Origin of the sequence: Achromobacter sp. AONIH1, assembly GCF_002902905.1 — a bacterium.
In the GTDB taxonomy this organism is placed as follows: domain Bacteria; phylum Pseudomonadota; class Gammaproteobacteria; order Burkholderiales; family Burkholderiaceae_B; genus Achromobacter.
In genome coordinates this window covers 3,302,209-3,326,717 of record NZ_CP026124.1, presented here as the reverse complement: position 1 = coordinate 3,326,717, position 24,509 = coordinate 3,302,209, and the positions used below count along the sequence as shown (strand labels likewise).

Genomic DNA, 24,509 nt, shown 5'->3' with positions numbered 1-24,509 from the left:
TGGCACTCGAAACGCGCGGCGCCCTGCGCCACGCGCGCTGTCCGAACCGCACTCCCCGCCCCATAGCGCCTCCCGATGCCTCGTTCCGGCCAATAAATGGCGGGAAGAGAAAGTCAGAAATTATTGCAAAACCCCGCAATCACACAATGAGCGCCAGCAACTGTCCCTGCCGTGCCGCGTCCGCCACAGCGGATTGACCGCCTCGCCGGGCGGTATCGGCGGCTACCCGGTCCATGACCGAACAGCATAGGATGAAACACCGCGTCCCCAATTTAATTCAAAACGCAGAGGCGCGCGACCGTTTCATTATGTTCCAGAATCTGCCTTCTTACACCGGGCGGCGTGGCATCGACCTCGGCCGCGGTTCCAAAATAGACCGGCCGGGCATGGTCGCAATATTCAACGCCGGTCTTCGGGACCGCCGCGCACCCAGCCAGACTTGAGCCGAGCAGCCACGGCATCGTCATCGCTGCGAGCCACGTTCTCACGCACATGTTCCACCTCCTTGCGGGCCTGCACGGCCCTGGCCTGGAGGCGGGCCTCGGTGTCGGCGCGCTCCTGTTCGCGCCCCCGGGCCCGCCCCCTCCAATACACCCCGGCGACGGCGGCCAGGCCCGCCAGCAAGGCCGCCATCCAGCCGAGGCTACGCTTCACCCATGACTCAAGCATGTTCCAACTCCTCGGTCGCTTGCGCCGCCTGGGCATGCAGCGCGTCCCAGGTCTGGCGATGGGGTTTGCCCGGCCGCCAGGTGCGCAAGTACAACGCCCAGGCAGCATCGGCATCGCCCGTGCGCGGCAGGCGCGCCGGATCGGTCCAAAGCAGCAGCCGCGCAAACGCGGCCGCCAGCACATCGTCCAGTTCCAGGCGCGAGTACACGGACGGCGCCGTCGGCGGCACCCCGCGAACCTGGCATACCTGGCGCGCCAGCGCCGCGCTGGCCGGATGCGCCAGCACGCCGCGCACGCCGCCGCCTTGTTCAAACTGCCAGAAGCCGCGCGCCGGACCACCGATCTGCCGCCGATGCACGAAACGGCTTTCCTGCAGGCCGATCGCCAACAGCATGCAGCGCGCCTGCGGCGTGTCCATGGCGGCCGGTAGCAGGGCCAGCGCGGGCCGGATCGCGTCCCGCATCACTTGTTCAAGCGTCATGATTTCCTCCTTTCTCCGTACCCTGCCCCAAGCCCAGCGCCTTGCGCCGGATCTCGACCGCCCAATCGACCAGGTCCTGGTTCTGCAGCTTGGCCGTCAGGCGCAGATAGGCGCCCAGCACCCACCAGGCCGGCAGCCCTGCCAGCAACATGCACGGCCCCAGCACGTAGAACATGGCCAGCAGCCCGTCCTCGCCCAGGCCCGTGCGCTGGGCCAGCCAATAGGCGGACGAAACAATGTCGGGCATCCAGGCGATCATCCCGATCGCCAGCAAAGGCCCGAACAAGAACGAACTCACCACAGTACAGGCGGTGCGCGCCACGAACTCGCGCGAGCTGCGCGGCGGCATCAGCAACATGCCGATCAGCGCCGCCATGGCCGCCGGCATGCCGAACGCCAGCGCAATCTTCAACGCGGCAAACCCGCCCAACCCCGTCGATCCCGGTTCCATATCCTTGCTACTCCTCTGACCACCCCGCATCCCTGTCTCCCGCCCATGGCCGGGCGCAGGGAGGCGCCGGCCATGGAAGAAAAAAACGCGATCCGGGCGAAACTCTCGCCCGCTCGCGTCGCGCGCCCGCCAATGGGGCGCCTACACTCCTGATCCCACTCTGATTTCCGAACCTGCAATGAAGCCCTGGACCCGCCGACAGCCCCGCCGCAAACCCGCGCCCACCCTGGCCGATGCGCTCGATCGCTATCTGGCCGAGGTCTCAGCCACGAAGAAGGGGCACGTATCAGAGCAGTCCATAGCCCGCATCTGGCGAGCGACCCGGCAGGCGATCCGGCCGGTGGACCGGATCCGCAGCTCGGACTTGACCGAGCTGCGCGACGAATGGCTGAAGGACCGCGCGCCGGCCACCGTCGTGCGGCGCATGGCCTTCCTGTCCCACGTCTACACGGTGATCCGCAAGGATTGGGGCTTCGACCAGCTGGCGAACCCGGTTCAATTGGTGCGCAGGCCGGCGATCGACGATGCCCGCGACCGTCGACTGTTCGACCGCATCACGCTGCGCGGCCTGTCCGAAGAGCAATGCCCGCGCCAGGAACTGGACTGGATCATCCAGGCCACCCGCTCCAGCGAGCTGCCCACCATCCTGACGGTGGCCCGGGAAACCGGCATGCGCCGCTCGGAAGTGGTCGGCATCCAGCGCGAGCACCTGGACCTGATGCATGGCGTGGTCCACCTGCCCCACACCAAGAACGGCCGCGCGCGCGACGTGCCGCTGACCCCGCTAGCGCGCGAGGCGCTACGCCGCTGGGTCACCGGCAAGCCGATGCGCGGGCGCATCTTCGCGATGCGTCCGGGCTCCGTCACGCGCGCCTTCATCCGCGCGCGACGCCGCGCCCGCCTGCGCTACGAAGCGCTGTGCCGTCATCACGGACGGCGTCCCAACACGGCCTATTTCCGCGATCTGCGCTTTCACGATCTGCGGCACGAAGGCACCTCACAGCTGGCCACGGTGTTCCAGATCCACGAGCTGGCCAAGGTCAACGGCAACGTCGACACCCGCATGCTGCTGCGCTACTACCATCCGCATGGACGCGAGCTGGCGCAGAAGCTGGCGCGCAGTCCGCTGGGCAAGCGCCAGCTGGAACAGCTGCGCCGCGAACGACTCGAAGGGCTGGACGCTCTTCCGCTCGCCGCCTAGCGCGCAGATCCAGCGCCCGGTGCAGGGCCGCCGAAGAGACAGCACTGCCGGACTATCGTCAGACGCCCGCGCCCTCGGCCGGACGCTGCGGCGCCGTATCACTCAGCCAGGCGGGCAACGGTCCCCAGCCGGGATAGCGCAGGTCGTCAACACCGCCGCGCAGCTTGATCTTGCTGCCGATCGCATAGGACTCCCCCGTTTCCGCCACCCATAGCGGCGTGGCGCGATGGTCTTCGACCATCTGCCAGCCATTGCCCGTCCAGCGCGGCCAACGGCCGCTGCCGCCTGCGGGCGGCGCATCGGGATAGGCGCCAAAGGGCACGTTGTAGGCGCCGGGCGACAGGGGCAGATCATTGGCGACGGTCTCATAGAGGAACAGGCCGTCGTCGTCGGTTTGAAATACGGATTTGTGCATAGTTTTTCCTTTAAATGGGGTTTGCACTGCAAATGCGAGGGGATTAGCCAGTAAGCAGTTGGACGCCATCCAGCGCGCAACAGGAACGCTGATCGACCTAGCCGCTGGCACCAGCGGCATGGTCGATGGTGTCTTTGCCAAAACACGCGATACGGGGCTGATCTACGCAGCTTCGACCGGCGGTGTGGCTCCTCTGAGGTTTATAGATGCCGTGTTCGCACTTTCGGCAGGAACACGTACTTCATCTGAGACTAGGGCAATGAACACTGCCTATTACCCTCGAGTCCACATGTGACGTCCACTTCACTGCAAATGCGCGCGCGCTGGCTTCGCAGCAACTCCAGCAGCTCCAGAGCCACCACCACGCCAGCCTCGCGGTCGGTGTGGGCTCTGGATCTTTGAGCGCTGGCCAGAGTTCTTATGCGCTGTACGGCGCAGGTGTTACCGGCCAGGCCGGCGGAGCCGAGACGCGGCCGGTAAACGCCGCATACCACCCTCGGATCCATGCTTGACGACTGCCTCACTGCAAATGCGAGAGTCGTTGGGAGCAAGCAGCGCGGCACCCTCATACCCTACGATCCCTTAACAAGTGACGGCGAGGGGGTGACGGCGCTGGGTTGTCCTAGCCCGAACGCACCTGCGTCGATCGGCGCCGATAGCGCCGACTTGTCTCGTTATCCGGCACTGCGCTCCACCATCGTCCCGGGCGGCTACACCTCCGTCACAATGTCGAGCATGTCTGCCATGGTTAGACCGGAAAACGTCGCTTATCACCCACGTATCCATGCCTAATTTCATACGTGGATGCGGGGGTGGTACGCCGTGTTCACCGGTCGGGTTTCGTTCCCGCCACTGTCATCAATGGTAGAGCCGGAATTGTTCCAAATGATGTTGACAGCGCTCATGACATTGCGATGGACCGCGATGGCCTCGCCTGAGCTAGTCCCGCTTTGACCTGATGTCTGGAAGCGATGTGAATGCCTCCGTAGCAAGTCACCCTGCCTGCTCGCCAGCCCCCTCGCATTTGCAGTGTCAGCGTCAGTCCCCGTATACCGCCGGAACATATTCCGCAAATCCGGCACCCGGAACGTCGTCCCGCTGACATCCGCGAAGTAATGCGCCCCACGGTTCGCGGTCCAGACCGCATCGGACACCACCAGATTATTCTCGCGCGCATAGCCCCACAGGCGCGCATAGTCGGTCTTGCTCAGCTCGCCGCCGACCGCGTCGACTTCGCTGGCCAGCGGGGTGACGGTGTGACCGTCCACCGGACGGCCGCAGAGCGGCGAGCGGTAGCCGGTGTAGTACGGGGTGGATACCCAGGTCCAGACCTCGGAGCATTCCGCCACGATGATCGGGCCGATGTCCTGCGTCGGCAGCGCGCCGATCGAGCACACGCGCGGGAAGTTGCCGGCCACGAAGGCGGTGGTGGCAAGCTTGCCGCTCTTGTCGCCGGCGGCGGGCGTGGGCGCGGTGGGCGTGCCGGTGAAGGCCGGCGAGGCGGCCAGGGCGGCCACGAACTTGGCCTGCAGCGCGGCCAGGTCGCCGTTGTCCAGCACGTCCTGGCCGCTCTTGTCGGCGATGTACTGGCCGAGCATGGCGGCCACGAAGGACGCCTGGCGCCAGACGGTATTCAGTTCTTTAGACTTGGCGGTGCCGGCCGAGAAGCCGGCATTGCGGCTGGCCAGGGCCTGATAGTCGGCGGGTGCGAGCACGTTGGCGCCGGCGGCGGTGCCGAAGGGAAGGATTTGATTGATAGCCACGGAGTGTTTTCCTTATTGAACCGGCGAATTCAACCGGCGAACAGCGATCCCCAGAGTCCGTTGTCGAACCCCGAGATGTATTGGTTCTGCACGTCAAAACCGAACAGCGGCCCCTCACCCGAAGGGAGCACGTAGTACTTGATGCGCACGCCTTCGGGTTTGAGCGGGATGTAGCCGCCGGTCAGCAGGGCCAGGAACAGCGCCGAAGGCGGCGCGCCGGCCACGCCGATGTCCACCGACATGTCGCCGTTGTCCTCGATCAGCACATGGGTGCCGCCCTGGAAGATCTGGTTCAGGATGGCGGCCGAGGTTTCCAGCGTGCCGTCCCAGTGGTTGGCGCCGATCTTGGCCCGCAGCAGCAGCCGGTAGGTGTCGTCGTCCAGCACGGTCAGGCCGTTGTCCGGATCGAAGGGCCCCTGCCAGACGCCCTGGTCCATGCCCAGCCCCTCGATGTCCAGCGCGAAGTACACGCCGGAGATCGGCGTGGCGACGCGACGTCCCAGCCCGATCCAGCGGCCCACGGTGTCCAGCTGCGCGCCGACGGCCAGGTCCAGGTCGAAGGTGTCCGGCATGCCCGCGTACAGGTCGCGCACGGCAGCCGCCGCGCCGCAGACCGCCGCCACGGTGGCGCCGAACCTGGGCCGCGGGCGGTGATAGGCGGACAGCAGCCCGAGATATTCGTCAGCATTGGCCATGTCGCTCACCCGCTCACCGTGATCTTGACCGCGTCGGGCGTGGTCGACGCCGCCTCGTTGAAGGCGAGCGCCACGTCGGGCGCGCCGTTGCCGGATGACCGGCGCAGCGCCAGGCCGGTGATCTTGAAGGTGCCACTGCCCGGCACGCCATTGGCTGCCGAGATGGCGTCGGCCCATTCCACGGACGCGCTGGCGCCGCCGCCGATGGCCACGCCATTGATGTAGTCCGCCACCGCCCGCTGCACCGCCTGGCCCGTGGCCGTGGTGTAGCCGGCCAGCGCGCGCATCTGGATCTCGGCGGACACCGGCACGCGAATGGGCCGGAAGAAGCGGATCGGATGCGCGATGCCGTAGATGTCGGTGACCACCACGCTGGTCGAGCCATGCGTGCCGGTGCCTGGCGTCTTCTTGGCGGCGATGGCGCTGGCGATCAGGCCTGCGTCGCCGCCGTCCACCACCAGCGCGATGCTGTGCGGCGGCAGGCCATTGGCATCCGCGACGGCCGTGTCGTTCTCGTAGGCGACGTGCCGCAGCACGCCCGGCACGGACGCCACCGCACCGACCGTGCCTTCCAGCACGGTGCGCGACGGCAGCGCCACCGACACGGCTTGCCGGACCCGCAGCGCCGCGTCGCTTTCGACGGGCGCGCCGGGCGTGGCGGCGGCCGGGTTGGTCACGGACTGCCAGCCCAGCGTGGGCGTGCCGATGCGCGTGATGGAGCCCGGCGCGGCGGCCACGGCGCCGACCTTGCGGCACAGCGCGGTGACCGTAATCTCGCCGGCCGGCGGGATGGTGACGCTGGCCGGCAGCTCCCACTGCACGCGATCGCCGTCCAGCGCCACGCCGCCGGAGATGGTGGTGCCGCCCTGCCCCACGATGCGCAGATCGACCGACGAGCGCGTGGCCACGCCGCGCGCCAGGCCGTTGATCTTGACGTTGCTGGACAGCGCGGCGCCCGAGGCCGTGGCCGGCGAGAAGGCGTTGTAGACCTGGACGGCCGCGGTGTTGGCGTCGTGGATCGCCATCGCGAACACGGCCAGCAGCTGGCCGTCCTGGCTATCGGCCTCCAGGTAGGTGTCCGCGCCGTAGATGTTGCGGTACTGGTCCTTGAAGTACTGCAGCACTTCGCCGTAGCTCGGTGCGCGTATGCCCGCGGCGTCGATCACCGGAGCGGTAGAGAGTATCGTCATAGAGCCGCCTGCACGATGGCCAAGCCATAAAGGGTTGTAAGGGTTGCCGTGACGCTCAGGCCGCGGCTTTGCGGATCGAGGCGGCTGGCGTAGTCGCTGATGCCGGTCACGCCGGGCGTGCCCAGCATGCGCTGGCGGATGGCCCAGTCGTAGCTGGCGCGGGGCTGCTTGCCCAGCACCTCGCCCTGCCAGGGCATGCCCTCGGTCGAGTCCAGGAACCACTCGCCGCGCAATAGCATCAGCCGCGTCTTGACGGCCTGCGCGACGGTGTCCGGAGAGTCCCGGAAAAAGTCGGCCTGCCGCGCGCCGAACGAGTAGTCCCCGTCGGCGTCGAGTTTTCGGTAACGCATAGGTGTCCTCAGTTGGGCGGCGTGGTGGCCGCGTTGGCGCCTTGCGCGGTATGGGTATGGGTGTCGTCGACCCGCTTGCCATTGGCGATGATCTGGCCGATCACGTTGAGCGCGCCGGTGATGCGCGCGGCGCTGCCCTGGCCGCCGCTGCCGACCAGGCCGGCCACGTAGCTGAGCAGCCCCTTGACCAGCACCTGATCCGAGAACTCGGACACCGGCGCCACGACCTCGAAACCGCCCGGCGCCACGATCTTCACCTTCTGGCTGGCAGGATCCAGTCGCAGAAAGGTCGAGCCGTCGTCGCTGCGCAGCTCGGTGGCGCCGGTGTTGACCGACGGCAGCACGCGCGGCTGCGAGCGCACCCCCACGAAGACGAAGCCGTCGGACAGGTCGTGCATGCGCATTTCCGCCTGGTCCTGCACGCCGCCCGACTGCCACCAGGCGTCGATGCAGCGCGAGGCGAACACCACCAGGCATTCGTCGCCGGGCTTGACCGGAAAGGTCAGCGTGCAATTGCCGCCCGACGGAAAGTAGACGGGGCAATCGAGCAGCAGCGGCAGCGGCATGTGCTGCTGGCCGCCCGAGGGCGCCGTGACGCGCGCGCGGATCGCGGGCTGCGCCGAGCACGTCATCGCCACCGGATCGAAGTCCACGATCACGGCCGGCATGGCGGTCCAGGTTTCAGCCAGCGCGCCGCGCATACCGGCGCGCAAGCTGGCTTCCGGATCGTTCAAGCTTTCAAGTCGGTTCATGAGTCATCCTGCCTGGGTCATCTGAAACGCGCGCCGCCTACTTGACGACGTTGGCGGCCTTGCCATCGCCGCCGCCGGGGCCGGCCTGCCCGAGATCGCCCGGGTACAGCGTCGCGTCGGTGGCCACGCACAGCACGTCCGTGTACCAATCGCCGCCGCGCGTGTTGCCGCGATGCTCGACCACCATCACGTAGTAGTAGCCATCGCTGCTGATCTTGCGCTGCTCGCTGCGGTCGACTTCCGCCTCGGCCTTCTTGCCGCCGTCGCGCTTGGCGCCCGCCTTGGCCTGGAAGCCGTATTCGGCGATGCGGCTGTTGTCCAGGTGGATCAGCCCGCCGACGCGGATGCTGGGATTGAGCAGCATGCGCAGCTTGATGCCGTTCTCGGCCTGCTCGGGCATGCCGACCAGGCCGGTCTCGTGCGAGATGACCGGCACCGAACCGGGCATGTAGGCAGTCTCCGGCACGACGTTGACCTTGCCGTCCTGGATGCTCCACAGCGCGTTGGCGCTGCCGCAGACATCATTCATGTAGCTGCGCGCCATGCCGGACATCACCGTGCCGCGGATCGAAGCCTTGCCGTCCAGCTCGGGCGCGTAGCCCTGCTTGACCCCATAGGGGTTCATGGCCGAGCACAGCAGCCGCAGCTTGTCGGCCTTGGTCGCGCCCTTGGGCAGGGTGGTGTTCACCACGGCGAAGTTGTAGGCCTGGTCGCCATCGGCGGCGGTCAGGTTCAGCACGGTGTCGACGCCGCCGGACTTGCCCCATTTGGCGCGCACCAGATTGCCGTGGAAGATCACGCCGTAGTTGCCTTCGTAGCCGGCCTGCAGCACCACCCGGGTGAACTCCTTCTGCACCATGCTGGCGGTTTCGGCGCTGGCGTTCATCACCTTGATGGTCGCGGTGTTGGGCGAGCTGGCGTCGTTGCGCTTGATCTCGAAGCTGAAACTCAGTTCAGACAGGTCCAGCGCCTCTTCGCCGCCCACGATCAGCGAGACCTTGCGGCCCCACTGGCGCACGCCCGCCTCGTCCGCCACCGGATCGCCGTAGGTGGTGACGGGTTCCATCATCGGTATGTCGGCCATGTCATTCAGCCGCCCAGTAGAGATGGGAACCGCGTCCCAGGTCGTTGAAGGTGGGCGCGTCGTCGGGCGATTCCGCGCCCTTGACCCACAACCCGCCTGCAAAACCCAGATGGCGATGCTGCGCCAGCAGGTCCAGCCCGGTCACCAGCGGCAGGCCCGACACCAGCGGTTTGCCCAGGTCGTCGGCCACGTCGAGGATCCAGCCGTCGCGGTATTGCAGCGTCAGCCGGTAGTCCTCTCCGCCCAGCGAGATGGCGAACACCTGCGGGATCGGCGACAGCGGGATTTCGAAGTAGTTCATGGTCGTCTCCTAGGTCGAGGCCCGCGGGCCGTCGAATGGCGCGGCCACGGGCTTGGGCGACTTCGTGCCCAGGTTCTGCCTGTCGGCCGTCTTTTCCTTCTGCTGCTGGTGCGCGTAGGGCGGCAGCGAGGTGACGCGGGTCTGCGCCACGATCACCTCGCGCAGCTTGACGGTCACGAACAGCGCGCCCGAGCTGGCCAGGTTGTGCTCGACGCCCAGGCTCTCGATGAGCATGTTCACGTAGCGCCGGCGGCTGGTGACCACCTCGATCGGCTCGCGCGCTTCCTGCAGGCTCAGCAGCTGCGAATAGATCGCGGTCGCGTAGTCGTCGGCGGCCGCCTTGCCGTTGGCCACGTCCATCGCCCTGGCGCCCAGCAGCGCCTCGTAGGAAGCGTTGCTCCAGCCGCACTTCAGCGTCACGGTCAGCGGCTGCTTGTAGGCGTGGTCGCTGATCGCCGAGTTGCCATAGGGGCCGGACTCGACCGGGTGGCTGGTGATGGACAGCGTGTCGTCGTAGGACTCGCTGGTGGTCGCCTGGATGAGGATGTCGCCGATGCGCTTGGACGACAGGCCGACCATGTCGGCCCCTTGGAAGTCGAGCTCGTTCACTCCATTGCTCCTCGCGTATTGCGAGCCAGGTCGCTGTTGACCCGGTTCTGCTCGTTGGCGACAGCGTTGCCGACGGCCAGCGGGTCGGATACGCCATGCACGTTGATGGTGGTGTTGGCGTTCACGGTTGCCGAGGTGACGCCGGGTTGCGCCGGCGGCATTCCCGGCAGGCCCAGCAGGCCGGTGCCCGCGAAACCCGGCGCATAGCCTTGCCACGGTTCGATGCTGCTCGGGTTCAACATGCGACTCAGTCGGTCGGCCGTCGGCGACGACGGATAGGGCGCGGTGCGCGCAGGTTCCGGCCCATCTGGCTTGACGTAGTACTGCATCACGCTGCCTTCAAGACCGTCCTGATCGGGATCGGCCGAACCGTCCAGGGGCAGGCCGTTGGCGCGCCGGTACTGGAGCTTCTTCAGCTCCAGCTGATCGTCTCCCAGTTCGCTCGGCATCAGCATCAGCGCTGCGCCGCCGCCGACACGGGCGCCAACCCGCGCGGCCTGGCCGGACAGTTCTCCCAGCGACGCCGACGCGCGTCCAAACCACGATGTGACCCTGGACCACAGCGACTCGGCGGTCTGCGCCACCGCCCTGCCGACGGCGCTCAGGCCATTGGCCACGAAGCTGCCCGCCTGCGTCGCGAACGTGCCTAGCCGGGCCCAGGCATTGGCGGCCATCTGACCGATGCCCGTCGCCATCGCCCTGCCCGACGACAGCAGGAAGTTGCCCATGCGGGAGAATGCCGAACGCATCGCGGCTCCAGCCCGCTCCGCCATCGGACCCAGGGCATCTTTCAACCGCGTCCACTGTTTCCCCAGGAACTCGGTCAAACCGGTTGCCTTCGACAAGGACGACAGCAGGCTGAACAGTCCCCTGATCACGCCGCCGCCACCGAGCAGCAACAGGCCGCCCAGCGCCAGCGTAAGTTGCGTGGAGAATCCGCCGGTCGCCTCGTCCAACCACTGAAACATGGAGATCAGTGGTCCCAGCCCGGACAGGATGGAGATGAAGAAATTTCCGACTTCTCCCAGGCGCGTGCCCAACAGCGTGCCGTTTTCCTTCAGCCAGGTGGCGACGTTCTGCAGGAATGGTTCAAGCTTGTCGGCCATGGTCAGGAAGGCCTGCGCGAACACACTGTCCAGCTGGCGTCCGACCTCACGAACGGAAGTCATCACGCGATGAGCGCGTTCGCCGGCGGCGTCGACCTTGCTGCCTTCCAGGCCGGCATACGCGCTGTCGGCCTGTGCCGGGAACGCGGGGTTGCGCAGCGCCTCGATCACGGAGGCGTCAAGATTGAGCTGCTTGCCCAGCTCGTTCGCCTGCTTGCCATCGAGCTTCTGCAGCACATTGCTCAGCGCTCGCGCCAGATCGGCGGTGCTGCGTTGATTGCCTTCGTCGTCATGCGTGCTGATGCCTTGGTTGCGCAGGGCTGCCGCGGCCTCGGGATCATCGCGCACGGAGCGATAGAGCGCCTGCACGCCATTGCGCATGGCTTCGGCCGACAGGCCGAATTCCTGCCCGGCCGCCTCCAGCGCGCGCAGCTCCCTGCCCGATGTGCCCGCCAGGCGCGCCGCCATGAACGCGTTTTCAAAGCGTTCGAGGCGGCTCTCGGCGAAGCTGACCACGGTATGGGCCCGGTCCACGAACGTCTGCAGCGCCTGCATCAGCTTCTCGGACCGGGACGGCTTGCCCTGGTCGCTGAGCTGGCCCAGCTGCGACATCAGCTGATCCATCTGCCCCTTGTCTATCTTGAAGGTCGCGGTTCCGCCCGCATCCACGGGCACGGAAATACTAGTCATTTTTCTCTGCCATGTAGCGGCGGTGCGCTTCCGCCTTGTTGTCTGCCCGGACCGACAAGGCGTCGTTCAGGAGCGCGATGTCGGCCAGGTCCAGCGTGCCGTCCTTGAGGGACTCGTACTTGCAGAGTCCCTCGAGGACCGGCGCCAGCAGCCAGTCCTCGCCGCCAGGCAGGCGCTTCAGCCAGCCTGTGTCGCCTCGGGGCTGCCGGTCTGGCTGGTAAGCAGCCCTTGAATAAAAGGCCCGAGGTTCTCGGTGATCACGCGCAGCGCCAGCGGCAGCATGACGGCCAGGTCGATGTCCTGGAACATCGGCACGCGCTGGCTGGCCGACCAGATGTTGGCCCAGCCGTGCTCCTGCTTGCGCTGCACCGCCTGCATGCAGGTGTCGAGCACGTACTCGGCGTCCTCGTCCTTCATCGCGGCCAGGCCATCGGCCAGGGGTTGGAGCACATCGGCCATGCCGCCCGGATCCTCGCTGATCCGCTTGCCGCCCGCCGCCAGGCGGACGAACACGGGGATCAGCGTGGGAACGATCGGGGCGATGCGGCGCGACATGTGGAACTGCTGCTTGGCGCTCAGTTTTCCGATGGAATACCGGTGGCCGTTCAGGTCGATTTCCAATGCCATGGCGCCGTGCTCAGTAAATGCCGAGGATCGTGTCGATCTTGGCCGCGTCGAAGGTCCACTTCACCGTGTCGCCGTCCTTTTTGTAGGACAGGTCCGGCTTCTTGCTGAACGCGCACGAGCGGCAGGTGGTCACGTCGCCCGTCGACGGGTTGGTGACCGTGATCAGGTTCTTGCCCCACAGGCGGCTGTCCAGCGACTGAGCGTCGTACAGGGCCTGCAGCTGCGCGTTGATCGGCGAGGTCTTCAGGTAGGTCAGCGTCACGGTGCCGCTCTTGTCGGCGCGCAGGGTGTGCATGACTTCGCCGTCGGCGCCCACGGTCATGGCGCTTTTCTCGGCCTTGGCGGCGATGGCGATGCCCTCGTCGGCCACGCCCGAGCCATACCCCAGCGAGATTGCGCCGCCGGGACCGACGAGGCTGGCGCTGATATCAGCGAACGAATAGGTAGACATCTGCTGTGCTCCTGTTTAGCGATTGACCGTGACGAGGACGTCGACGGTGTGGATGGCGCCGGCTTCCTTGGCGGCGACCTGGAACGGAACGGCCTTACGCGCCTCGCGGTCGGCTTGCGACTGCGTGGCAATGGCCGGGGCGTACACGTAGTAGCCCTTGGACAGCGGATCACCCTGCTTCAGCGCGCCGAAGCCCGCCGAGTTCCACACGCCCGGCGCCAGGTAGCCGTTATTGACCGCGGCTTCGCAGGCGGCCTCGATCACCGAGGCGATCAGCTGGTTGCCGGCGTCGGTCTGGGGCACCTTGGTGGGGCTGGTGTAGAGCAGGTTGTAGACGTCGGTCTGCACGCGGTTGCGGAACCAGATCGCGTTGTAGACCGAGTCGATGAAGATGCCGCTGGGCGTCACGCCGTACTGGATGATGGCCGTGTCGTTGTCGTAGTTGACGAACACGTTGCAGCGCTTGGCCGCCAGCGTGTCGGCCTGGCTGCTGCTCAGGGTCTCGGCGACGATGCCGGGCTCCTGCTTGTACATCAGCGTGATGGTGGTGTTGTTGGCGTTGAAGTTCACCGTCAGCATGCGGCCCAGCAGCGAGGCCACGGCGTAGGGGCTGGCGCTGGAGAACTGCACGATCGAGTACTTGTACTTCAGCGCCTTCAGGCGGCTGGCGATGTCGTCGGCGTTGGTCGGGTCCAGCACCTGCGGCGCCTGGGTCGACACGCCGTACAGGTGGCGCTGGTCGGCTTCGATCAGTTCGGCCACGGCGAGGTGCTGGGCGTCGGTCAGGCTGTCGGCGAAGGTCAGGCCCAGGAACTTGTTGGCGAAACGATCCAGGAACAGCGAGACGGCGGCCGCGGGCGTTTCGGCAACGATGCCGGCCACGGGCGCGGACGCCTTGGCGGCGCTCAGGCCCAGCATGTCCGACACGTCGGTGCCGGTGGCGGGCGCCGAGGCGTAGCCCAGCGTCGAGCTGGCGCCGGACGTGGTGGACGTGACGACGAACTGCGAGCCGTTCCATTGCACCGTGGTGCCGGCCAGCGCGGCGCCGATGATGGAGGCGACGCCGTTCAGGTTGGTCGCCGTGGAGAAGTCCAGGCCCGTGGCCGTCTTCTCGACGCCGTCGACGCTCAGCTTGAAGCCGCCGGCCTTGACGGCGGTCCAGACCGACATCTGCTTCTCGGCGGCCGACAGCACGGCGCCGCGCAGGGTGGCCGAGGTCGCGGCTTTGGCCCAGCGGCCGATGTAGAGCTGCGACGGCTGCGGCGTCTGCTGGAAGTACAGCAGCGCGGCGCGGTATTCCGGCGCCGTGATGCCGAAGTCCGCCGCGACGGCGTCGATGCCGCCATAGGAGCGCATGCGCTCGCCCGTGTCGATGACGGCGGACGAGCCCAGCAGCAGGGCGGTGTTGAGGTTGGCGCCCTGCGCCGCCAGCGGCGACATGTTGATCGTGACGTTGATCAGGCGCGATACCGGCAATCCATTAGCCATGGTGGTAGATCCCTTAATCTGCAAGGTAGTTGACGAAATCCGTCGACGACACGGACGCGGCATGCGTCGTGACTGGCGCCGACAGAAGATTCAGGACCGGATAGACGCGCTTCACTCTGCGCGCGAAGCGCAGGCTGATGTCGTACTGCCGAATCCACTGCTGATTCACTTGTTCGTGCCTGGCCTGGATGGGCCCCGCGCCGGTCACCGCCATGTCCTGCGCCTGCAGGGCTTCGCGGTTCTGCGGCACGGCCGAGCCGTCGCGCAGCTGCGCCGCGTGGCGCAGCGCGCGCGGGCCGATCATCGAGCACAGCACTTCGATGCTCTCGTGCCGAACAAGGGAATCAGTCCCCTCCCCGGCCGGATCGTGTGTCACGGCAGGAGCGGCGTCCGCGGCCTGTGACCGGATGTCCATGAGGCACCAGGTCTGGTCGGGCGCGGGCGGTTCCGCGCCGGCCGCCGGCCAGCGCGTACGAACCAGGTTGCTGGGCAGGCCGGACACGCCGGCGATATAGCCCTGGAACACGGCCTCCAGTTCGGCGTCTTCGAGGGGCGGAGACGCCTGCAGAGGCAACAGGTAGCCGCCGGTGGCGGAGTTATTCGCCATGCGCGGCTCCCGTCAGGGGACCGCTGGTGGCGGCCGGGCCAAGGCGGCGATACGCCCGCGACGCGGCCTGTGCATGCGGCTGCGGCATGATTCACTCCTGTAGCGTGACGGGCGGGACGCGCCCGGAAAGATTGGGCCGGCCCGAAGGCCGGTGGCGGGAATCCAGTTGCCTGGAGGCGGAAGGCCGGCTTTGCTGCGCGAAGAGCGCGGTGCCGCGTTGCATGTGCGTGCGGCCTGTGTGCGGCGGATTCCGGCTGTCGCCCACCGGGCTGCCGCCTCAAGCCGCTGGCTCGCGTGCCGGGGGGAGACGGGACCCGGAGCGAGCAGGAAATGGCGAGGCGGCAGGCCGCTGGACGGCGCCAAGCAAAACGCCCCGGCATTCCCTGAGCGGGAATATCCGGGGCGTAAAAAAACCCGCTTGCGCGGGTGGGTGTGCGGTTCGTCGGGCCGCTTGCGCAAGACGCAATGGCCCGGACGTATTGTCGCATCATTCGTCGCATCGGCAACGTGGCGGGTGTCGCACTCGGCGCGGCGTCGCCAGCGGTTCGCGCCACCGCGCATGGCGTGGTTCGCGGTGATCAAAGCGCGGCGGAAATGACGCCTGTCCAAGCAAGCGCAGGCCTGACACATCAAACAAAAAGCCCGCATCGGCGGGCTTTGGTTTCAGGCTTGCGGGCCGCTCGCGCAAGACGCAATGGCCCGGAGGAATTGTCGCATGATCAGTCGCAGGCGCAAGCTTGCTCGTGTCGCACCTCGCCCCAGGCGTAGGTCAGCGAATTGCGCGCGTACTCGATGCGCTGCACCTGGCCGCAATCCTGCAGCGCCTCGAGCACGCGCAGGATGGCCTGGCGCATGGCGTCGCGCTCGCGGCGCGCCAGCTCGCGGCCGCCAGAGGCGTCGCGCACCAGTTCGGCCATGCGCCACTCGCGGCCGGGAAAGGCCGACATCAGATCCAGCACTTCCTTCGCGTACTTCATTGGAAGGCCCTCCGCACCTGATCCTTCATGTGGCCGAGCGCGATCTTGTAGTAGACCGGGCTGATGTCCAGCCTGTCGCAGGCGCGCGTGATGCGCTCGCCCGCGGTCAGGCCGGCGTATTCGTGGCGGCGCGGATACTCGGCCTGCAGCACGCGCTGCTCGACGTGCGCCAGCGAGTCGTACAGCTTTTGCACCTTGCGCGCGTGGTCCATGTGCACCGGGATCGGCGCCGGCTCGTCGTCCGGGCCGGCCGGCGCGCGGTAGGCCCGTTCGGCCGAAATGCACTTGACGTTGGGATCGGGCTGCGGCCAGTCGCCCAGCCAGCACCAGCGCGACCAGTTCCACAGCTCGTCTTCGACCCAACGGGGATAACCCATATTGCGTTCCTTTTCCATGTTGCGTTCCTTCTTCATCTTGTTGTCCTTGCCGGTTTCCTGCCTGCGCCCCGCGAGCCGCGCCTAGGCGGCCTGCCTGCGGTAGCTGGGCCAGTCGAAGATCAGCATGCGCCCGCCGCCTTCGCGCAGCCGGTCGACCACGCGTTCGCCCAGGTAGTCGGTGAGCGCGTCCTTGGCCAGGTTGCTGATCACGATGGTGGGCTTGAGCTGCTCGTAGCGGCCGTTGATGATTTCGAACAGGATCATCTTCTCGGTCTCGCTGCCGAACTGGACGCCCACTTCATCCAGGATCAGCAGGTCGGGCCGGATGAAGCCGGCCACCACCTGGGCCTCGGACTGGCCGCTGTCGCGGCGGTAGGTGTCCTTGACCCGGCGGATGGCGTTGATTACCGAGGTGAAGACCGCGATGCGGCCCTGCTCCATGAGGCGATGGGCGATGCCCACGGCCAGATGGGTCTTGCCCGCGCCGACGCCGCCGCAGAACACCAGGCTGGCGCCGGACTTCGCGGCCTCGGCGCCGAAGCCGTCGGCGTAGCGGCGGGCCAGTTCCAGCGCGCGCCGCGGGCCCTCGGCGTGCGGCGCGAAGTTGTCGAGCCGCTTGTCGGCGAAGCGCGCGGGAATGGCCGCGCGGCCTAGCAGGCTGTCGGCCACCTGGCGCCGGTGCGCCGATGTGGCCGCGGCTGCCTTGCCCGCATCTTCGCGGGCGATGCGCTCGCCGTTGCAGCGCGGGCAGCCCGCCCAGCCCGCCGGCATCTTCAGGTCCAGGAAATCGCCGTGGCGTTCGCAGGTCCTGGGTTCGGTGGGAAAACTAAAACGAGCCATCGGCCGCCACCCCGGCGCGGTAGTCCTGCTGTTCGAAGCGTGCATGCGCGTTCACCCTCGTGGTTGAAGCCTGGACCTGGCGGCGTTCGAGGGACCTGTTCAGCCAGCCCACCACGAACGCGCCGATGCCGCGGCGTGTCTTGCGGTTCTGCGGTTTCGCGTCGAGCCAGGCGCGCATGCGCAGAAGCTCGGCGTCCACATTCAGTTCACGGTAGGCGGCTCTCCACTCGGCGGCCTGGGACTCGGTCACGGCGTACTCGGAGCCGTCTTTCAGCGCGAGCGCGATGACGGGAGGCGGAGCGGCCGGTCCGGCGCAAGCAGGGCTCGCCGCCGGAATGTTGTCTGGGTTGTCTGTTGGAAGGTTGTCTGTTGTTTGTCCGAATCCGGGACGATCGCTCTGTCCGGCAACGGGACGGTCTGGCGCGGTCGATTCGGACAAGGGTCCGTCTTGCGGACCCGTGCCGGTCCCGGACACGCCCGCGCGCCTGGCCGGCTGGCGCCACTGCGCCGGATCCCGGTTCAGGCCGACCACGCAGCCGTAGCGGCCGGGCCGCTTGCGGATGACGTTCAGGGCCGCCAGTTCGTTCAGCGCCGTGGTGACGTGCTGGCGCGACATCGCGCCGCACAGCGAGGCCAGCTGGGATGCGGACAAGTCGTCCTCCTGTTTGCCGTAGCCTTCGGTCTTGCGCAGTACCGCCAGCAGCACGCGCAGGGTCGTCAGCTTGAAAGGGAACGCGGTGATGGCGTCGTACAGCGAGTTCGGGATGCGGATATGGCCGGCCCGTTGCGGCTGGGACGCGGCCGCCGGATGGGGGTTCAGGGGAATCACATACCTCCTTGGTAGCGAATCGGACGCGTGGACCCGCGCCTGGGTAGCGCCGCCCCGCGCGGCGCTCGGCGCCGCTGACTGCGGTCGCCGCGAATAGCTCATTTGTAGAATCAATGGTAGCGACTCGCTACCGAAATTTCAATAGCGATTCGCTACTGTACTTTTGGGTAGCGTGTTGCTACCATCGCTACCACCATGGATATCCGCTCGATACGACTGAACAACCTCAAGTACGCGGTCCTGGAGGCCGGGGGCGTCGACCGCCTGGCCGAACGGGCCGGCGTCAGCCGCAAGTACCTGGACCAGATCCTCCAGGGCTTCCAGGGCAAGCGCGACAAGAACCCGCGCCGCGTCGGCGACGCCCTGGCCGGCAAGATCTCGCTGGGGCTGGGCCTGCACGACAGCTGGATGGACCAGCCCCACCCCGACCTCTGGCGCGCGCTGGGGGACGACGAACTGGCGGGCGAGTCCGCGGAAGTCCCGGCCGGGCGGCTGCTGTCCTTCAGCCATGCGCGGCTGGGCGGGCTGGTCCGCGACAACGTCCTGATTTCCCAATTCGATACCGGAGGCGCGATGGGCAATGGTCTGGAGCTGCGCGATCAGCCCGGCGTGATCCAGAGCTGGAACGTCAGCCCGGAATGGCTGCAAAAGAACGTCCGGGGCTTCTCGTCCCCGAAGAACCTGTGCATCGTCACGGGTTTCGGCGACTCGATGCGCCCCATGTTCAATCCCGGCGATCCCCTGATCGTGGACCGGGGCGTGCAGGCGGTCGAGTACGATGCGATCTATTTCTTCCGCGTGGGCAGCGAAGGCTTCATCAAGCGGCTGCAGCGCATCCCCACCGCCACCGGCCTGGTGGTCCGGGCCAAGTCCGAGAACACCAAGTACGACGCCTGGGACATCACCGAAGGCATGGATTTCGAGGTCTTCGGCCGCGTGCTGAAGGTCTGGCGCAGCGAGGATTTCTGACCCGATGACACAAACGACGAAGCGACTGGACGCGGCCGACCGGACCGTGCTGTTCTATGGCCTGCTGGCCGCGCTGCTGGGCCTGGGCCTGCATTTTGTCGCCATACACCGCTACCGGCCCTGGGATCAGCCCTTCACCATGGTGTTCCTGCTGCAGCTCGCCTGGCTCGCGCCGCTGGCCGGCGCGCTGCTGTCGGGCATGCGCAGCGGCGCGCGCTGGCTGATCGCGCTTGCCGCCTATGTGCTGGTACTGCCCCTGCTGGCCGCCTACGGACTGGGCTGGGACGCCAAAAACATGCTGGCCGTGGTCTCGGACAGCCAGCGTCCCATGCTGATCACCTTCCTGATCGGCGCGGCCGGCTTCGTGCTGCTGCCGCTGGTCCAGGAACTCGATCCGCGCCAGCCTCAATGGAATTATCCCGCGGTGTTCCGCGCCGCGTGGCGCAACACGGTGCACCTGGCGCTGGCCGTCTGCCTGTCGATCAGCGTGTTCGTGCTGCTGTGGATCGCCGGCATGATGTTCCGCATGATCGGCATCAATACCGTGCTGGACGTGCTCGGCCACGCGCGCTTCCACATCGCCGCCTGGCCCATCGTGCTGGCCGTCAGCCTGGTCGGCGTGCGCCGCCGTCCGCAGATCGCCGACACGCTGCGGCGTTCATGGCTCACGCTGAACGCCTGGCTGCTGCCGCTGGTGGCGCTGGTGGGGCTGGCGTTCACCATCGCGCTGGCGGCGCGCATGGCGCTCGGCTTCGAGGCCGTCAAGCTGTCGGCCGGCGCGCTCATCGCCTTCTGCGCGCTGTGGATCAAGCTGATCAACGCAGCCTGGCAGGACAGCCCCGGGGCCGCGCCGTTCGGCCAGGGCCTGTCCAGAACGCTGCGCCTGGCCATGCTCTGCCTGCTGCCGCTGGCGGCCGTGGCGCTGTACGGCCTGGGCCTGCGGGTCGGGCAGTACGGCTGGACCATTCCCCGCGTCTGGGCGCTCTATTGCGGCGGCCTGCTGGCGCTGTACGCGCTGGGCTACGCCTGGGCCGCGCTGCGGCCCGCGGGCTTCTACGGCACGCTGGCGACGACCAACCTCGTGGCCGCCTTCGCCACGCTGGTCCTGCTGGCGCTGGTGCAGACGCCCGTGGCCGACCCGCGCCGCATCGCCGCGCAAAGCCAGCTGCAGGGCCTGCTGGACGGCCGCCTGGAACCGCGCGAATACCGCTACAGCAGCATGCGCAACGACCACGGCCGCTGGGGGCGCGATGCCCTGCGCCAGCTGGCCGACGGCGCCGCCAGCAAGCGCGATCCGCGCATCGCGCAGGCGGCGGCGAGCGCGCTGACAGGCAAGTATTACTCCTGGGACGAACCCAAGACCGACCTGATCGCCGCGTCGCCCACCTTTGACACCGTGCCCGCCGGACGGCAGGCGCCGGACGGCTGGTGGAAATTCCTCGTGCAGCAGAATCCCTACGTGGCGCAGACTTGCGCGACGGCGAGCACAACGCCGCCCGCGACCGTCAAGCAATACGAGCGAGACGCGCCGTGCCTGCTGCTGTTCGTGGACCTGTCCGGCAGCGGCCAGGAAGATCTGGTCCTGTTCACGCGGGTCTACACGGCCGACAACAAGTACGCCACCCAAGGTTCGCCGCAAGCGTACCGCCGCAAGACGGACGGTGGCTGGCAGCATCTGGGCAGGCTGGAAACGCCACCGGACGCAAAGCGGGCCAGCGGCACCGAAACGCAATGGGCGCTGGACGGCGGCCAGATCCGCACCGAGGCCCCCAAGGAGCGCGACCTGATCATCGGCGACTTCCGCCTGCAGCTGCGCTAGAAGGGGCAAGGGGCGCCGCCGCGGCGCCCGGCCTCAATGGCTGGCCGGGTTGCCTGCATCGCAGGCGGCGGCCCTGCCCCGGTCCGCGATACGCCTACGCGTCTTCCAGGTCCGGCGTGCCGGGGAACTGGCTGCTCAGCAGCGCCAACGCGCCCTTCTCGGCCAGCGCGGCGTTCGGGTACACGTTCTTGGTATCCTCCAGCGGCGGAAAGCCCAGCACCCGCACGCGGACGTGATAGCCCTCGGGGGTTTCGGCGAACTCGATGTCGAAATTGCGCTCTTCGATCCAGCCGGACCGTTGCGGTTTCCATTCCATGACGATGCGCTCCCTATCGATGCTGCCGGCCATCGCGGCCATGGCCGGCCCGGTTCCGTGGCGAAGACGGAACAAGGCCTGCCGGGCCCGGCTCGAAGACGCTATTCCTGCTGGGTCGGCGCCTCTGCCGGCCGCGCCGCCGGCTCTTCCGGCGCGGGCGCGAACAGGTCCCAGCACGCCATGAACAAGGCGGCGATCAAGGGACCGATGACGAAACCGTTCAGGCCGAACAAGGCCATGCCGCCCAGCGTGGAGATCAGCACGGCGTAGTCCGGCATCTTGGTGTCCTTGCCGACCAGGACCGGGCGCAGGATGTTGTCCACCATGCCGATGACCAGCACGCCGAACAGGATCAGCACCACGCCCTTGACCGTCGCGCCGGTCAAGAGGAAATAGATCGCCACCGGCGCCCAGATCAGGCCCGCGCCCACCGCCGGCAGCAGCGACAGGAAGGCCATGATCACGCCCCACAGCATGGCGCCCTGGATGCCCAGGATCGAGAACATGATCCCGCCCAACGCACCCTGCGACGCGGCCACGGCGATGTTGCCCTTGACGGTCGCGCGCACCACGGTGGTGAACTTGAGCAGCAGGTGATGCTTGTGGGTCTCGCTCAGCGGAATGGCGCGGCTGATGCGCGCCGACAGGCGGGGCCCGTCGCGCAGCAGGAAGAACAGCAGGTACAGCATGATGCCGAAGCTGATCACGAACTGGAACGTGTCCTGCCCGATGCTCAGCGCCTGCGTCGCCAGGAACTGGCTGACCTGCATCGCGCCGGCGCTGAGTTTTTCCTGCAGGCTGGGGATGTCCGCCAGGTCGAAGCGCGCCAGGAGGTCATGCACCGATGGCGGCAGCGCCTCCATGGCCTGCTGGAAATAGGCGCCGAAATTCAGCTGCCCGGACTTGATGCTCTGGTAGAGATTGGCGCCTTCGCGCACCAGCGAACCGCTGATGAAGGCGACCGGCATGATCACCAGCAGCAGGACCAGCAGCAAGGTGATCAGCGCCGCCATGTTGCGCCGGCCGCCCAGGCGCGCGCTCAGCCGCCGCTGCAGCGGCGCGAAGATGATGGCGAGGATGGCGCCCCAGAACACCGCGCCGTAGAACGGCCACAGCAGCCAGGCGAACGCGAGGGTGACGCCGGCCAGCAGAAGCAGGAAGACGCGGTAGTGCAGGCTGGAGGATTGGCTCATGGTCGATCCCTGTTGCGGCTGGCGCCGCGAGAAACGCATTGTACAAAGCCGGTGTCGCAGCGCCCGCCGACGGTCCGGTCTGGTTGGGCCCGGAAGCGCTAGCGCCGAACCGCCGCGGGCGCCGCCGCGGACCCGGCCGCAGGCGCCGACACCACACCCGTCGCAGGCGTCGACGCCGCCCCGGCCGAGGGCGTCGCCGCCGGATCCGTCAGGCTCGGACCCACCGCCCGACGGATCTGTTCCCGAGCCCGCTCCAGATCGTCCGATTGCGCGTTCAGGCCTTGCAGGCGCAGGTTCAGCGCCTGTTGCAGCGAAGGCGTGGCCACGCGCGCCTGGCCCCCGGCCAGTTCGATGCCCGCAGCGTTCGCCGCCACGAAATCGGCGATGGCGAGCGCGTCGCGCGCCACGGCATCCAGCGTGTCGGCCGCGGCCAGCAGCTCGTTGGCGGGGGCGGTCAGGGATTCGTCGTACACGCCGTCATAGGCGGGCGCCAGATCGGGCGGCAGTTCCAGCGAGGAACGGGCCTTGTCCGCCCGCGCGCGCGCCTCGCGCACGGCCGCAACATTGGCCTGCAGCGTCTTGCGGGCCAGCGTCAGCGCGTCATGGCGCGCGACGATATCGCCGACCGAGCGCAGCGTCTCGGTGGCCAACACCTCGCGCAGCGGCTGCGCGGCCTTGCGCAGCTCGGCCTGGTAGTCCGACATGATGCCGTAGGCTTGCGCGTAATCGCCCAGCGCCTGCCGCTCTTCCTTGCTCAGGGACGGCAGGGCGACCGGTCCGCCGGCGGCGGCCTCGCTGCGGCTCTGCAGCAGCGCGATGAAGGCGGCGCGCGCCTCGGGCTCGCGATTGCCGCAGGCGCCCAGCAGCAGCGCCAACGCCGCGATCAGGCCTATCAGGCATACACGCAGCCAAGCCATGCCTACCCTCCTATTCCGCATGCCGAACCAGGCAATCCGCGTCGCCAGCGGCCGCGCATGGCTTCATGCCTTGCCGCGCCGCCTGCGACTCTACGTGACACCAATTATCCCGAAGCCCCGACCCACCGCTGGCCGCGGGCGGAATTTGTTGCCATCGAAGCGATATGACACAGGCCCGCGCCGCTCATGGCCGCAGGTCATGCGCCATCGCCACCCGCCGCGCGGGATCGAAGCCCGCCGCGGCCTCTTCGTCCAGCCGGGCCCGCAGGCCCGGACCATGGCGCCCGGGCCCCAGCTCGGAGAAACCCCGGCGTCGATAGTACGGCCCGTTCCAGGACAATTCGCGGTCGGTGGTCAGCAACAGGGAGGCGTAGCCGCAATCGCGGGCGTGCGCGATCACCGCCGCCAGCAGCGCCGAGCCCAGCCCGCGCCCCTGCTGCGGCAAGGCCACGGACATCTCCAGCAGGAACAACGACCCATCCATGGGTTCGGCCAGCGCGAACCCGCCCGGCTGGCCGTCGGCCTCGGCTACCCATAGCAGCCCGGCGGCCTGCGCCTGGCGCAGGACATCCGCGGGCAAGGTATCGCCCTCGACGGCCCAGCGCATGGGCGTGCCGGCGAAACGCGCGGCAGCCGAGCGCTCGACGGCGGCAAGGCTGGGAATATCGGCAAGAAGAGCGGGTCGGACGGTCATGGGGCACAGAGTATGCCGCAAAGCACGGCCGCCTGCCGGCGCGGACGGCGCGGGCCAACCGGCGGCAGCCGCGCATCCCCTACAATCAGCGGCTTCCGGCCCCGGCGGCCGCATCGACCCGCATTCACCCATGAGCTCGAACACTTCCTCCGACTGGGGCTTCGCCCAGCCCGATTGTCGCGGCGCGGCCGCCCTGCTGTTCTTCATGAACGACCTGGCCCGCGTGGTCAACCAGTACCTGGGCGACGGCCGGCTGTCAGAGGAAGCGCTGGCGGACGCGCAGAAGGCGGTGGACGCGTTGCTGGCGCGCTACGTCGAGATCCAGGCCGCGCCCGAGGCGTTCGACGGCGAAGCGATCGGGCTGGCCCTGGAAACCCAGCAACTGCCCGACGGCTCGACCGCCGCGCACGTGGCGCTGCGCATGTCGCCGCGACTGGAAGGCCTGATCATCGAGGCGCAGCGTCAGGCGAGCCCGACGACGCATTGACCGGGAGAGTCCGGTCCTTTCGCTGCGATTCGCCCCAAGCTCTTGATTTTCATCGAAAGTTGGGATATGATCGTTTGTTGCCTACGTTCTTCTAAATAAAAAAGGCAACCGGCAGGACCGGATCCAGGGCACTGAATCCCAGGCATGCGGCCAAGGCACAA

General features: G+C 67.7%; 30 protein-coding genes. 5 read left to right on the top strand and 25 right to left on the bottom strand.

What is annotated here, in order from left to right; all coding sequences use genetic code 11:
- Positions 1–399 precede the first annotated feature (399 nt).
- From C2U31_RS15270 to C2U31_RS30995, 3 genes are read right to left on the bottom strand one after another with little or no spacing between them, the layout of a single operon-like run.
- Positions 400–669 carry a hypothetical protein gene (locus C2U31_RS15270; protein WP_103273538.1) on the bottom strand — a complete coding sequence of 90 codons (270 nt, stop codon included), beginning with the start codon at positions 667–669 and terminating at the stop codon, positions 400–402.
- Positions 662–1,150 (bottom strand): hypothetical protein, encoded by a 489-nt coding sequence (locus C2U31_RS15265; protein ID WP_103273537.1) that lies wholly within the window; start codon positions 1,148–1,150, stop codon positions 662–664. Before C2U31_RS15265 ends, C2U31_RS15270 begins: the two co-directional genes overlap by 8 nt.
- On the bottom strand, positions 1,140–1,397 hold the full coding sequence (locus tag C2U31_RS30995) for a hypothetical protein (RefSeq protein ID WP_233772391.1): 258 nt from the start codon (positions 1,395–1,397) through the stop codon (positions 1,140–1,142). Before C2U31_RS30995 ends, C2U31_RS15265 begins: the two co-directional genes overlap by 11 nt.
- On the opposite strand from C2U31_RS30995, the gene C2U31_RS30990 reads away from it, so the two are divergent.
- Together C2U31_RS30990 and C2U31_RS15255 are read left to right on the top strand one after the other, a co-directional pair.
- Positions 1,387–1,620: a hypothetical protein gene (locus tag C2U31_RS30990; protein WP_233772390.1), complete on the top strand. Its 234-nt coding sequence runs from the start codon at positions 1,387–1,389 to the stop codon at positions 1,618–1,620. The two genes, C2U31_RS30995 and C2U31_RS30990, sit on opposite strands and share 11 nt — an antisense overlap.
- A 159-nt stretch (positions 1,621–1,779) precedes the next feature.
- On the top strand, positions 1,780–2,802 hold the full coding sequence (locus C2U31_RS15255) for a tyrosine-type recombinase/integrase (RefSeq protein ID WP_103273535.1): 1,023 nt from the start codon (positions 1,780–1,782) through the stop codon (positions 2,800–2,802).
- A 58-nt stretch (positions 2,803–2,860) separates the two neighbouring features.
- Here C2U31_RS15255 and C2U31_RS15250 read toward each other — a convergent pair whose 3' ends face one another.
- The 18 genes from C2U31_RS15250 to C2U31_RS15160 form a co-directional block, all read right to left on the bottom strand.
- Positions 2,861–3,217, bottom strand: coding sequence for a phage tail protein (locus C2U31_RS15250; protein ID WP_103273534.1), 357 nt, complete (start codon positions 3,215–3,217; stop codon positions 2,861–2,863).
- A gap of 794 nt (positions 3,218–4,011) precedes the next feature.
- Entirely contained in the window at positions 4,012–4,980 is a 969-nt protein-coding gene (locus tag C2U31_RS15245) for a hypothetical protein (protein WP_103273533.1), read from the bottom strand.
- 29 nt (positions 4,981–5,009) lie between these two features.
- Positions 5,010–5,675 (bottom strand): DUF2612 domain-containing protein, encoded by a 666-nt coding sequence (locus tag C2U31_RS15240; protein ID WP_103273532.1) that lies wholly within the window; start codon positions 5,673–5,675, stop codon positions 5,010–5,012.
- 5 nt (positions 5,676–5,680) lie between these two features.
- The gene (locus C2U31_RS15235) at positions 5,681–6,865 is read right to left on the bottom strand and encodes a baseplate J/gp47 family protein (protein ID WP_103273531.1); all 1,185 of its coding nucleotides are present in this window, start codon (positions 6,863–6,865) and stop codon (positions 5,681–5,683) included.
- Positions 6,862–7,215 carry a hypothetical protein gene (locus C2U31_RS15230; protein WP_103273530.1) on the bottom strand — a complete coding sequence of 118 codons (354 nt, stop codon included), beginning with the start codon at positions 7,213–7,215 and terminating at the stop codon, positions 6,862–6,864. Before C2U31_RS15230 ends, C2U31_RS15235 begins: the two co-directional genes overlap by 4 nt.
- An 8-nt stretch (positions 7,216–7,223) precedes the next feature.
- Positions 7,224–7,967, bottom strand: coding sequence for a Gp138 family membrane-puncturing spike protein (locus tag C2U31_RS15225; protein WP_103273529.1), 744 nt, complete (start codon positions 7,965–7,967; stop codon positions 7,224–7,226).
- 37 nt (positions 7,968–8,004) lie between these two features.
- Positions 8,005–9,051, bottom strand: coding sequence for a hypothetical protein (locus tag C2U31_RS15220; RefSeq protein WP_233772784.1), 1,047 nt, complete (start codon positions 9,049–9,051; stop codon positions 8,005–8,007).
- Position 9,052: 1 nt separating this feature from the next.
- Positions 9,053–9,352, bottom strand: a complete 300-nt coding sequence (locus C2U31_RS15215) for a hypothetical protein (RefSeq protein ID WP_103273528.1) — start codon at positions 9,350–9,352, stop codon at positions 9,053–9,055.
- Positions 9,353–9,361: 9 nt separating this feature from the next.
- Positions 9,362–9,961 (bottom strand): phage baseplate protein, encoded by a 600-nt coding sequence (locus tag C2U31_RS15210; RefSeq protein WP_103273527.1) that lies wholly within the window; start codon positions 9,959–9,961, stop codon positions 9,362–9,364.
- On the bottom strand, positions 9,958–11,757 hold the full coding sequence (locus tag C2U31_RS15205; RefSeq protein WP_158658384.1) for a phage tail protein: 1,800 nt from the start codon (positions 11,755–11,757) through the stop codon (positions 9,958–9,960). The genes C2U31_RS15210 and C2U31_RS15205 overlap by 4 nt, the downstream gene beginning before the upstream one ends.
- Positions 11,758–11,934: 177 nt before the next feature.
- Positions 11,935–12,384, bottom strand: coding sequence for a phage tail assembly chaperone (locus C2U31_RS15195; protein ID WP_103273525.1), 450 nt, complete (start codon positions 12,382–12,384; stop codon positions 11,935–11,937).
- A 10-nt stretch (positions 12,385–12,394) separates the two neighbouring features.
- Positions 12,395–12,835, bottom strand: coding sequence for a phage protein (locus tag C2U31_RS15190; RefSeq protein ID WP_103273524.1), 441 nt, complete (start codon positions 12,833–12,835; stop codon positions 12,395–12,397).
- Between the two features lie 15 nt (positions 12,836–12,850).
- Positions 12,851–14,323, bottom strand: a complete 1,473-nt coding sequence (locus C2U31_RS15185; RefSeq protein WP_103273523.1) for a DUF3383 domain-containing protein — start codon at positions 14,321–14,323, stop codon at positions 12,851–12,853.
- Positions 14,324–14,336: 13 nt separating this feature from the next.
- Entirely contained in the window at positions 14,337–14,930 is a 594-nt protein-coding gene (locus C2U31_RS15180; protein ID WP_103273522.1) for a hypothetical protein, read from the bottom strand.
- A 719-nt stretch (positions 14,931–15,649) separates the two neighbouring features.
- Complete coding sequence (locus C2U31_RS15175) at positions 15,650–15,907, bottom strand: hypothetical protein (RefSeq protein WP_103273521.1); 258 nt, start codon at positions 15,905–15,907, stop codon at positions 15,650–15,652.
- Positions 15,904–16,320, bottom strand: a complete 417-nt coding sequence (locus C2U31_RS15170) for a hypothetical protein (protein WP_103273520.1) — start codon at positions 16,318–16,320, stop codon at positions 15,904–15,906. Before C2U31_RS15170 ends, C2U31_RS15175 begins: the two co-directional genes overlap by 4 nt.
- A 45-nt stretch (positions 16,321–16,365) precedes the next feature.
- Complete coding sequence (locus C2U31_RS15165) at positions 16,366–17,124, bottom strand: ATP-binding protein (RefSeq protein ID WP_103273519.1); 759 nt, start codon at positions 17,122–17,124, stop codon at positions 16,366–16,368.
- On the bottom strand, positions 17,111–17,953 hold the full coding sequence (locus tag C2U31_RS15160; RefSeq protein WP_158658383.1) for a replication protein: 843 nt from the start codon (positions 17,951–17,953) through the stop codon (positions 17,111–17,113). The genes C2U31_RS15165 and C2U31_RS15160 overlap by 14 nt, the downstream gene beginning before the upstream one ends.
- 195 nt (positions 17,954–18,148) lie before the next feature.
- On the opposite strand from C2U31_RS15160, the gene C2U31_RS15155 reads away from it, so the two are divergent.
- Both C2U31_RS15155 and C2U31_RS15150 read left to right on the top strand, forming a co-directional pair.
- Entirely contained in the window at positions 18,149–18,922 is a 774-nt protein-coding gene (locus C2U31_RS15155; protein WP_103273517.1) for a S24 family peptidase, read from the top strand.
- Positions 18,923–18,926: 4 nt separating this feature from the next.
- Positions 18,927–20,741, top strand: coding sequence for a DUF4153 domain-containing protein (locus C2U31_RS15150; protein WP_103273516.1), 1,815 nt, complete (start codon positions 18,927–18,929; stop codon positions 20,739–20,741).
- 94 nt (positions 20,742–20,835) lie between these two features.
- Here C2U31_RS15150 and C2U31_RS15145 read toward each other — a convergent pair whose 3' ends face one another.
- The 4 genes from C2U31_RS15145 to C2U31_RS15130 all read right to left on the bottom strand — a co-directional run bounded on the left by C2U31_RS15145 (position 20,836) and on the right by C2U31_RS15130 (position 23,861).
- The gene (locus C2U31_RS15145; RefSeq protein ID WP_103276383.1) at positions 20,836–21,057 is read right to left on the bottom strand and encodes a hypothetical protein; all 222 of its coding nucleotides are present in this window, start codon (positions 21,055–21,057) and stop codon (positions 20,836–20,838) included.
- Between the two features lie 101 nt (positions 21,058–21,158).
- Positions 21,159–22,250 carry an AI-2E family transporter gene (locus C2U31_RS15140; protein WP_103276382.1) on the bottom strand — a complete coding sequence of 364 codons (1,092 nt, stop codon included), beginning with the start codon at positions 22,248–22,250 and terminating at the stop codon, positions 21,159–21,161.
- 98 nt (positions 22,251–22,348) lie between these two features.
- The gene (locus C2U31_RS15135; protein WP_158658382.1) at positions 22,349–23,167 is read right to left on the bottom strand and encodes a DUF3053 family protein; all 819 of its coding nucleotides are present in this window, start codon (positions 23,165–23,167) and stop codon (positions 22,349–22,351) included.
- Between the two features lie 184 nt (positions 23,168–23,351).
- A complete protein-coding gene (locus tag C2U31_RS15130) occupies positions 23,352–23,861 on the bottom strand; it encodes a GNAT family N-acetyltransferase (RefSeq protein WP_103273515.1) in 510 nt (169 codons plus the stop codon).
- Positions 23,862–23,991: 130 nt separating this feature from the next.
- On the opposite strand from C2U31_RS15130, the gene C2U31_RS15125 reads away from it, so the two are divergent.
- Positions 23,992–24,348: a hypothetical protein gene (locus tag C2U31_RS15125; RefSeq protein WP_103273514.1), complete on the top strand. Its 357-nt coding sequence runs from the start codon at positions 23,992–23,994 to the stop codon at positions 24,346–24,348.
- Positions 24,349–24,509 lie beyond the last annotated feature (161 nt).

Excerpts from the sequence above, each read along its gene's own strand:
- C2U31_RS15270 (WP_103273538.1), bottom strand. The coding sequence starts at position 669 with ATGCTTGAGTCATGGGTGAAGCGTAGCCTCGGCTGGATGGCGGCCTTG.
- C2U31_RS15265 (WP_103273537.1), bottom strand. The coding sequence starts at position 1,150 with ATGACGCTTGAACAAGTGATGCGGGACGCGATCCGGCCCGCGCTGGCC.
- C2U31_RS30990 (WP_233772390.1), top strand. The coding sequence starts at position 1,387 with ATGTCGGGCATCCAGGCGATCATCCCGATCGCCAGCAAAGGCCCGAAC.
- C2U31_RS30995 (WP_233772391.1), bottom strand. The coding sequence starts at position 1,397 with ATGCCCGACATTGTTTCGTCCGCCTATTGGCTGGCCCAGCGCACGGGC.
- C2U31_RS15255 (WP_103273535.1), top strand. The coding sequence starts at position 1,780 with ATGAAGCCCTGGACCCGCCGACAGCCCCGCCGCAAACCCGCGCCCACC.
- C2U31_RS15250 (WP_103273534.1), bottom strand. The coding sequence starts at position 3,217 with ATGCACAAATCCGTATTTCAAACCGACGACGACGGCCTGTTCCTCTAT.
- C2U31_RS15240 (WP_103273532.1), bottom strand. The coding sequence starts at position 5,675 with ATGGCCAATGCTGACGAATATCTCGGGCTGCTGTCCGCCTATCACCGC.
- C2U31_RS15235 (WP_103273531.1), bottom strand. The coding sequence starts at position 6,865 with ATGACGATACTCTCTACCGCTCCGGTGATCGACGCCGCGGGCATACGC.
- C2U31_RS15230 (WP_103273530.1), bottom strand. The coding sequence starts at position 7,215 with ATGCGTTACCGAAAACTCGACGCCGACGGGGACTACTCGTTCGGCGCG.
- C2U31_RS15225 (WP_103273529.1), bottom strand. The coding sequence starts at position 7,967 with ATGAACCGACTTGAAAGCTTGAACGATCCGGAAGCCAGCTTGCGCGCC.
- C2U31_RS15220 (WP_233772784.1), bottom strand. The coding sequence starts at position 9,051 with ATGGCCGACATACCGATGATGGAACCCGTCACCACCTACGGCGATCCG.
- C2U31_RS15215 (WP_103273528.1), bottom strand. The coding sequence starts at position 9,352 with ATGAACTACTTCGAAATCCCGCTGTCGCCGATCCCGCAGGTGTTCGCC.
- C2U31_RS15205 (WP_158658384.1), bottom strand. The coding sequence starts at position 11,757 with ATGACTAGTATTTCCGTGCCCGTGGATGCGGGCGGAACCGCGACCTTC.
- C2U31_RS15195 (WP_103273525.1), bottom strand. The coding sequence starts at position 12,384 with ATGGCATTGGAAATCGACCTGAACGGCCACCGGTATTCCATCGGAAAA.
- C2U31_RS15190 (WP_103273524.1), bottom strand. The coding sequence starts at position 12,835 with ATGTCTACCTATTCGTTCGCTGATATCAGCGCCAGCCTCGTCGGTCCC.
- C2U31_RS15185 (WP_103273523.1), bottom strand. The coding sequence starts at position 14,323 with ATGGCTAATGGATTGCCGGTATCGCGCCTGATCAACGTCACGATCAAC.
- C2U31_RS15180 (WP_103273522.1), bottom strand. The coding sequence starts at position 14,930 with ATGGCGAATAACTCCGCCACCGGCGGCTACCTGTTGCCTCTGCAGGCG.
- C2U31_RS15175 (WP_103273521.1), bottom strand. The coding sequence starts at position 15,907 with ATGAAGTACGCGAAGGAAGTGCTGGATCTGATGTCGGCCTTTCCCGGC.
- C2U31_RS15170 (WP_103273520.1), bottom strand. The coding sequence starts at position 16,320 with ATGAAGAAGGAACGCAACATGGAAAAGGAACGCAATATGGGTTATCCC.
- C2U31_RS15165 (WP_103273519.1), bottom strand. The coding sequence starts at position 17,124 with ATGGCTCGTTTTAGTTTTCCCACCGAACCCAGGACCTGCGAACGCCAC.
- C2U31_RS15155 (WP_103273517.1), top strand. The coding sequence starts at position 18,149 with ATGGATATCCGCTCGATACGACTGAACAACCTCAAGTACGCGGTCCTG.
- C2U31_RS15150 (WP_103273516.1), top strand. The coding sequence starts at position 18,927 with ATGACACAAACGACGAAGCGACTGGACGCGGCCGACCGGACCGTGCTG.
- C2U31_RS15145 (WP_103276383.1), bottom strand. The coding sequence starts at position 21,057 with ATGGAATGGAAACCGCAACGGTCCGGCTGGATCGAAGAGCGCAATTTC.
- C2U31_RS15140 (WP_103276382.1), bottom strand. The coding sequence starts at position 22,250 with ATGAGCCAATCCTCCAGCCTGCACTACCGCGTCTTCCTGCTTCTGCTG.
- C2U31_RS15135 (WP_158658382.1), bottom strand. The coding sequence starts at position 23,167 with ATGGCTTGGCTGCGTGTATGCCTGATAGGCCTGATCGCGGCGTTGGCG.
- C2U31_RS15130 (WP_103273515.1), bottom strand. The coding sequence starts at position 23,861 with ATGACCGTCCGACCCGCTCTTCTTGCCGATATTCCCAGCCTTGCCGCC.
- C2U31_RS15125 (WP_103273514.1), top strand. The coding sequence starts at position 23,992 with ATGAGCTCGAACACTTCCTCCGACTGGGGCTTCGCCCAGCCCGATTGT.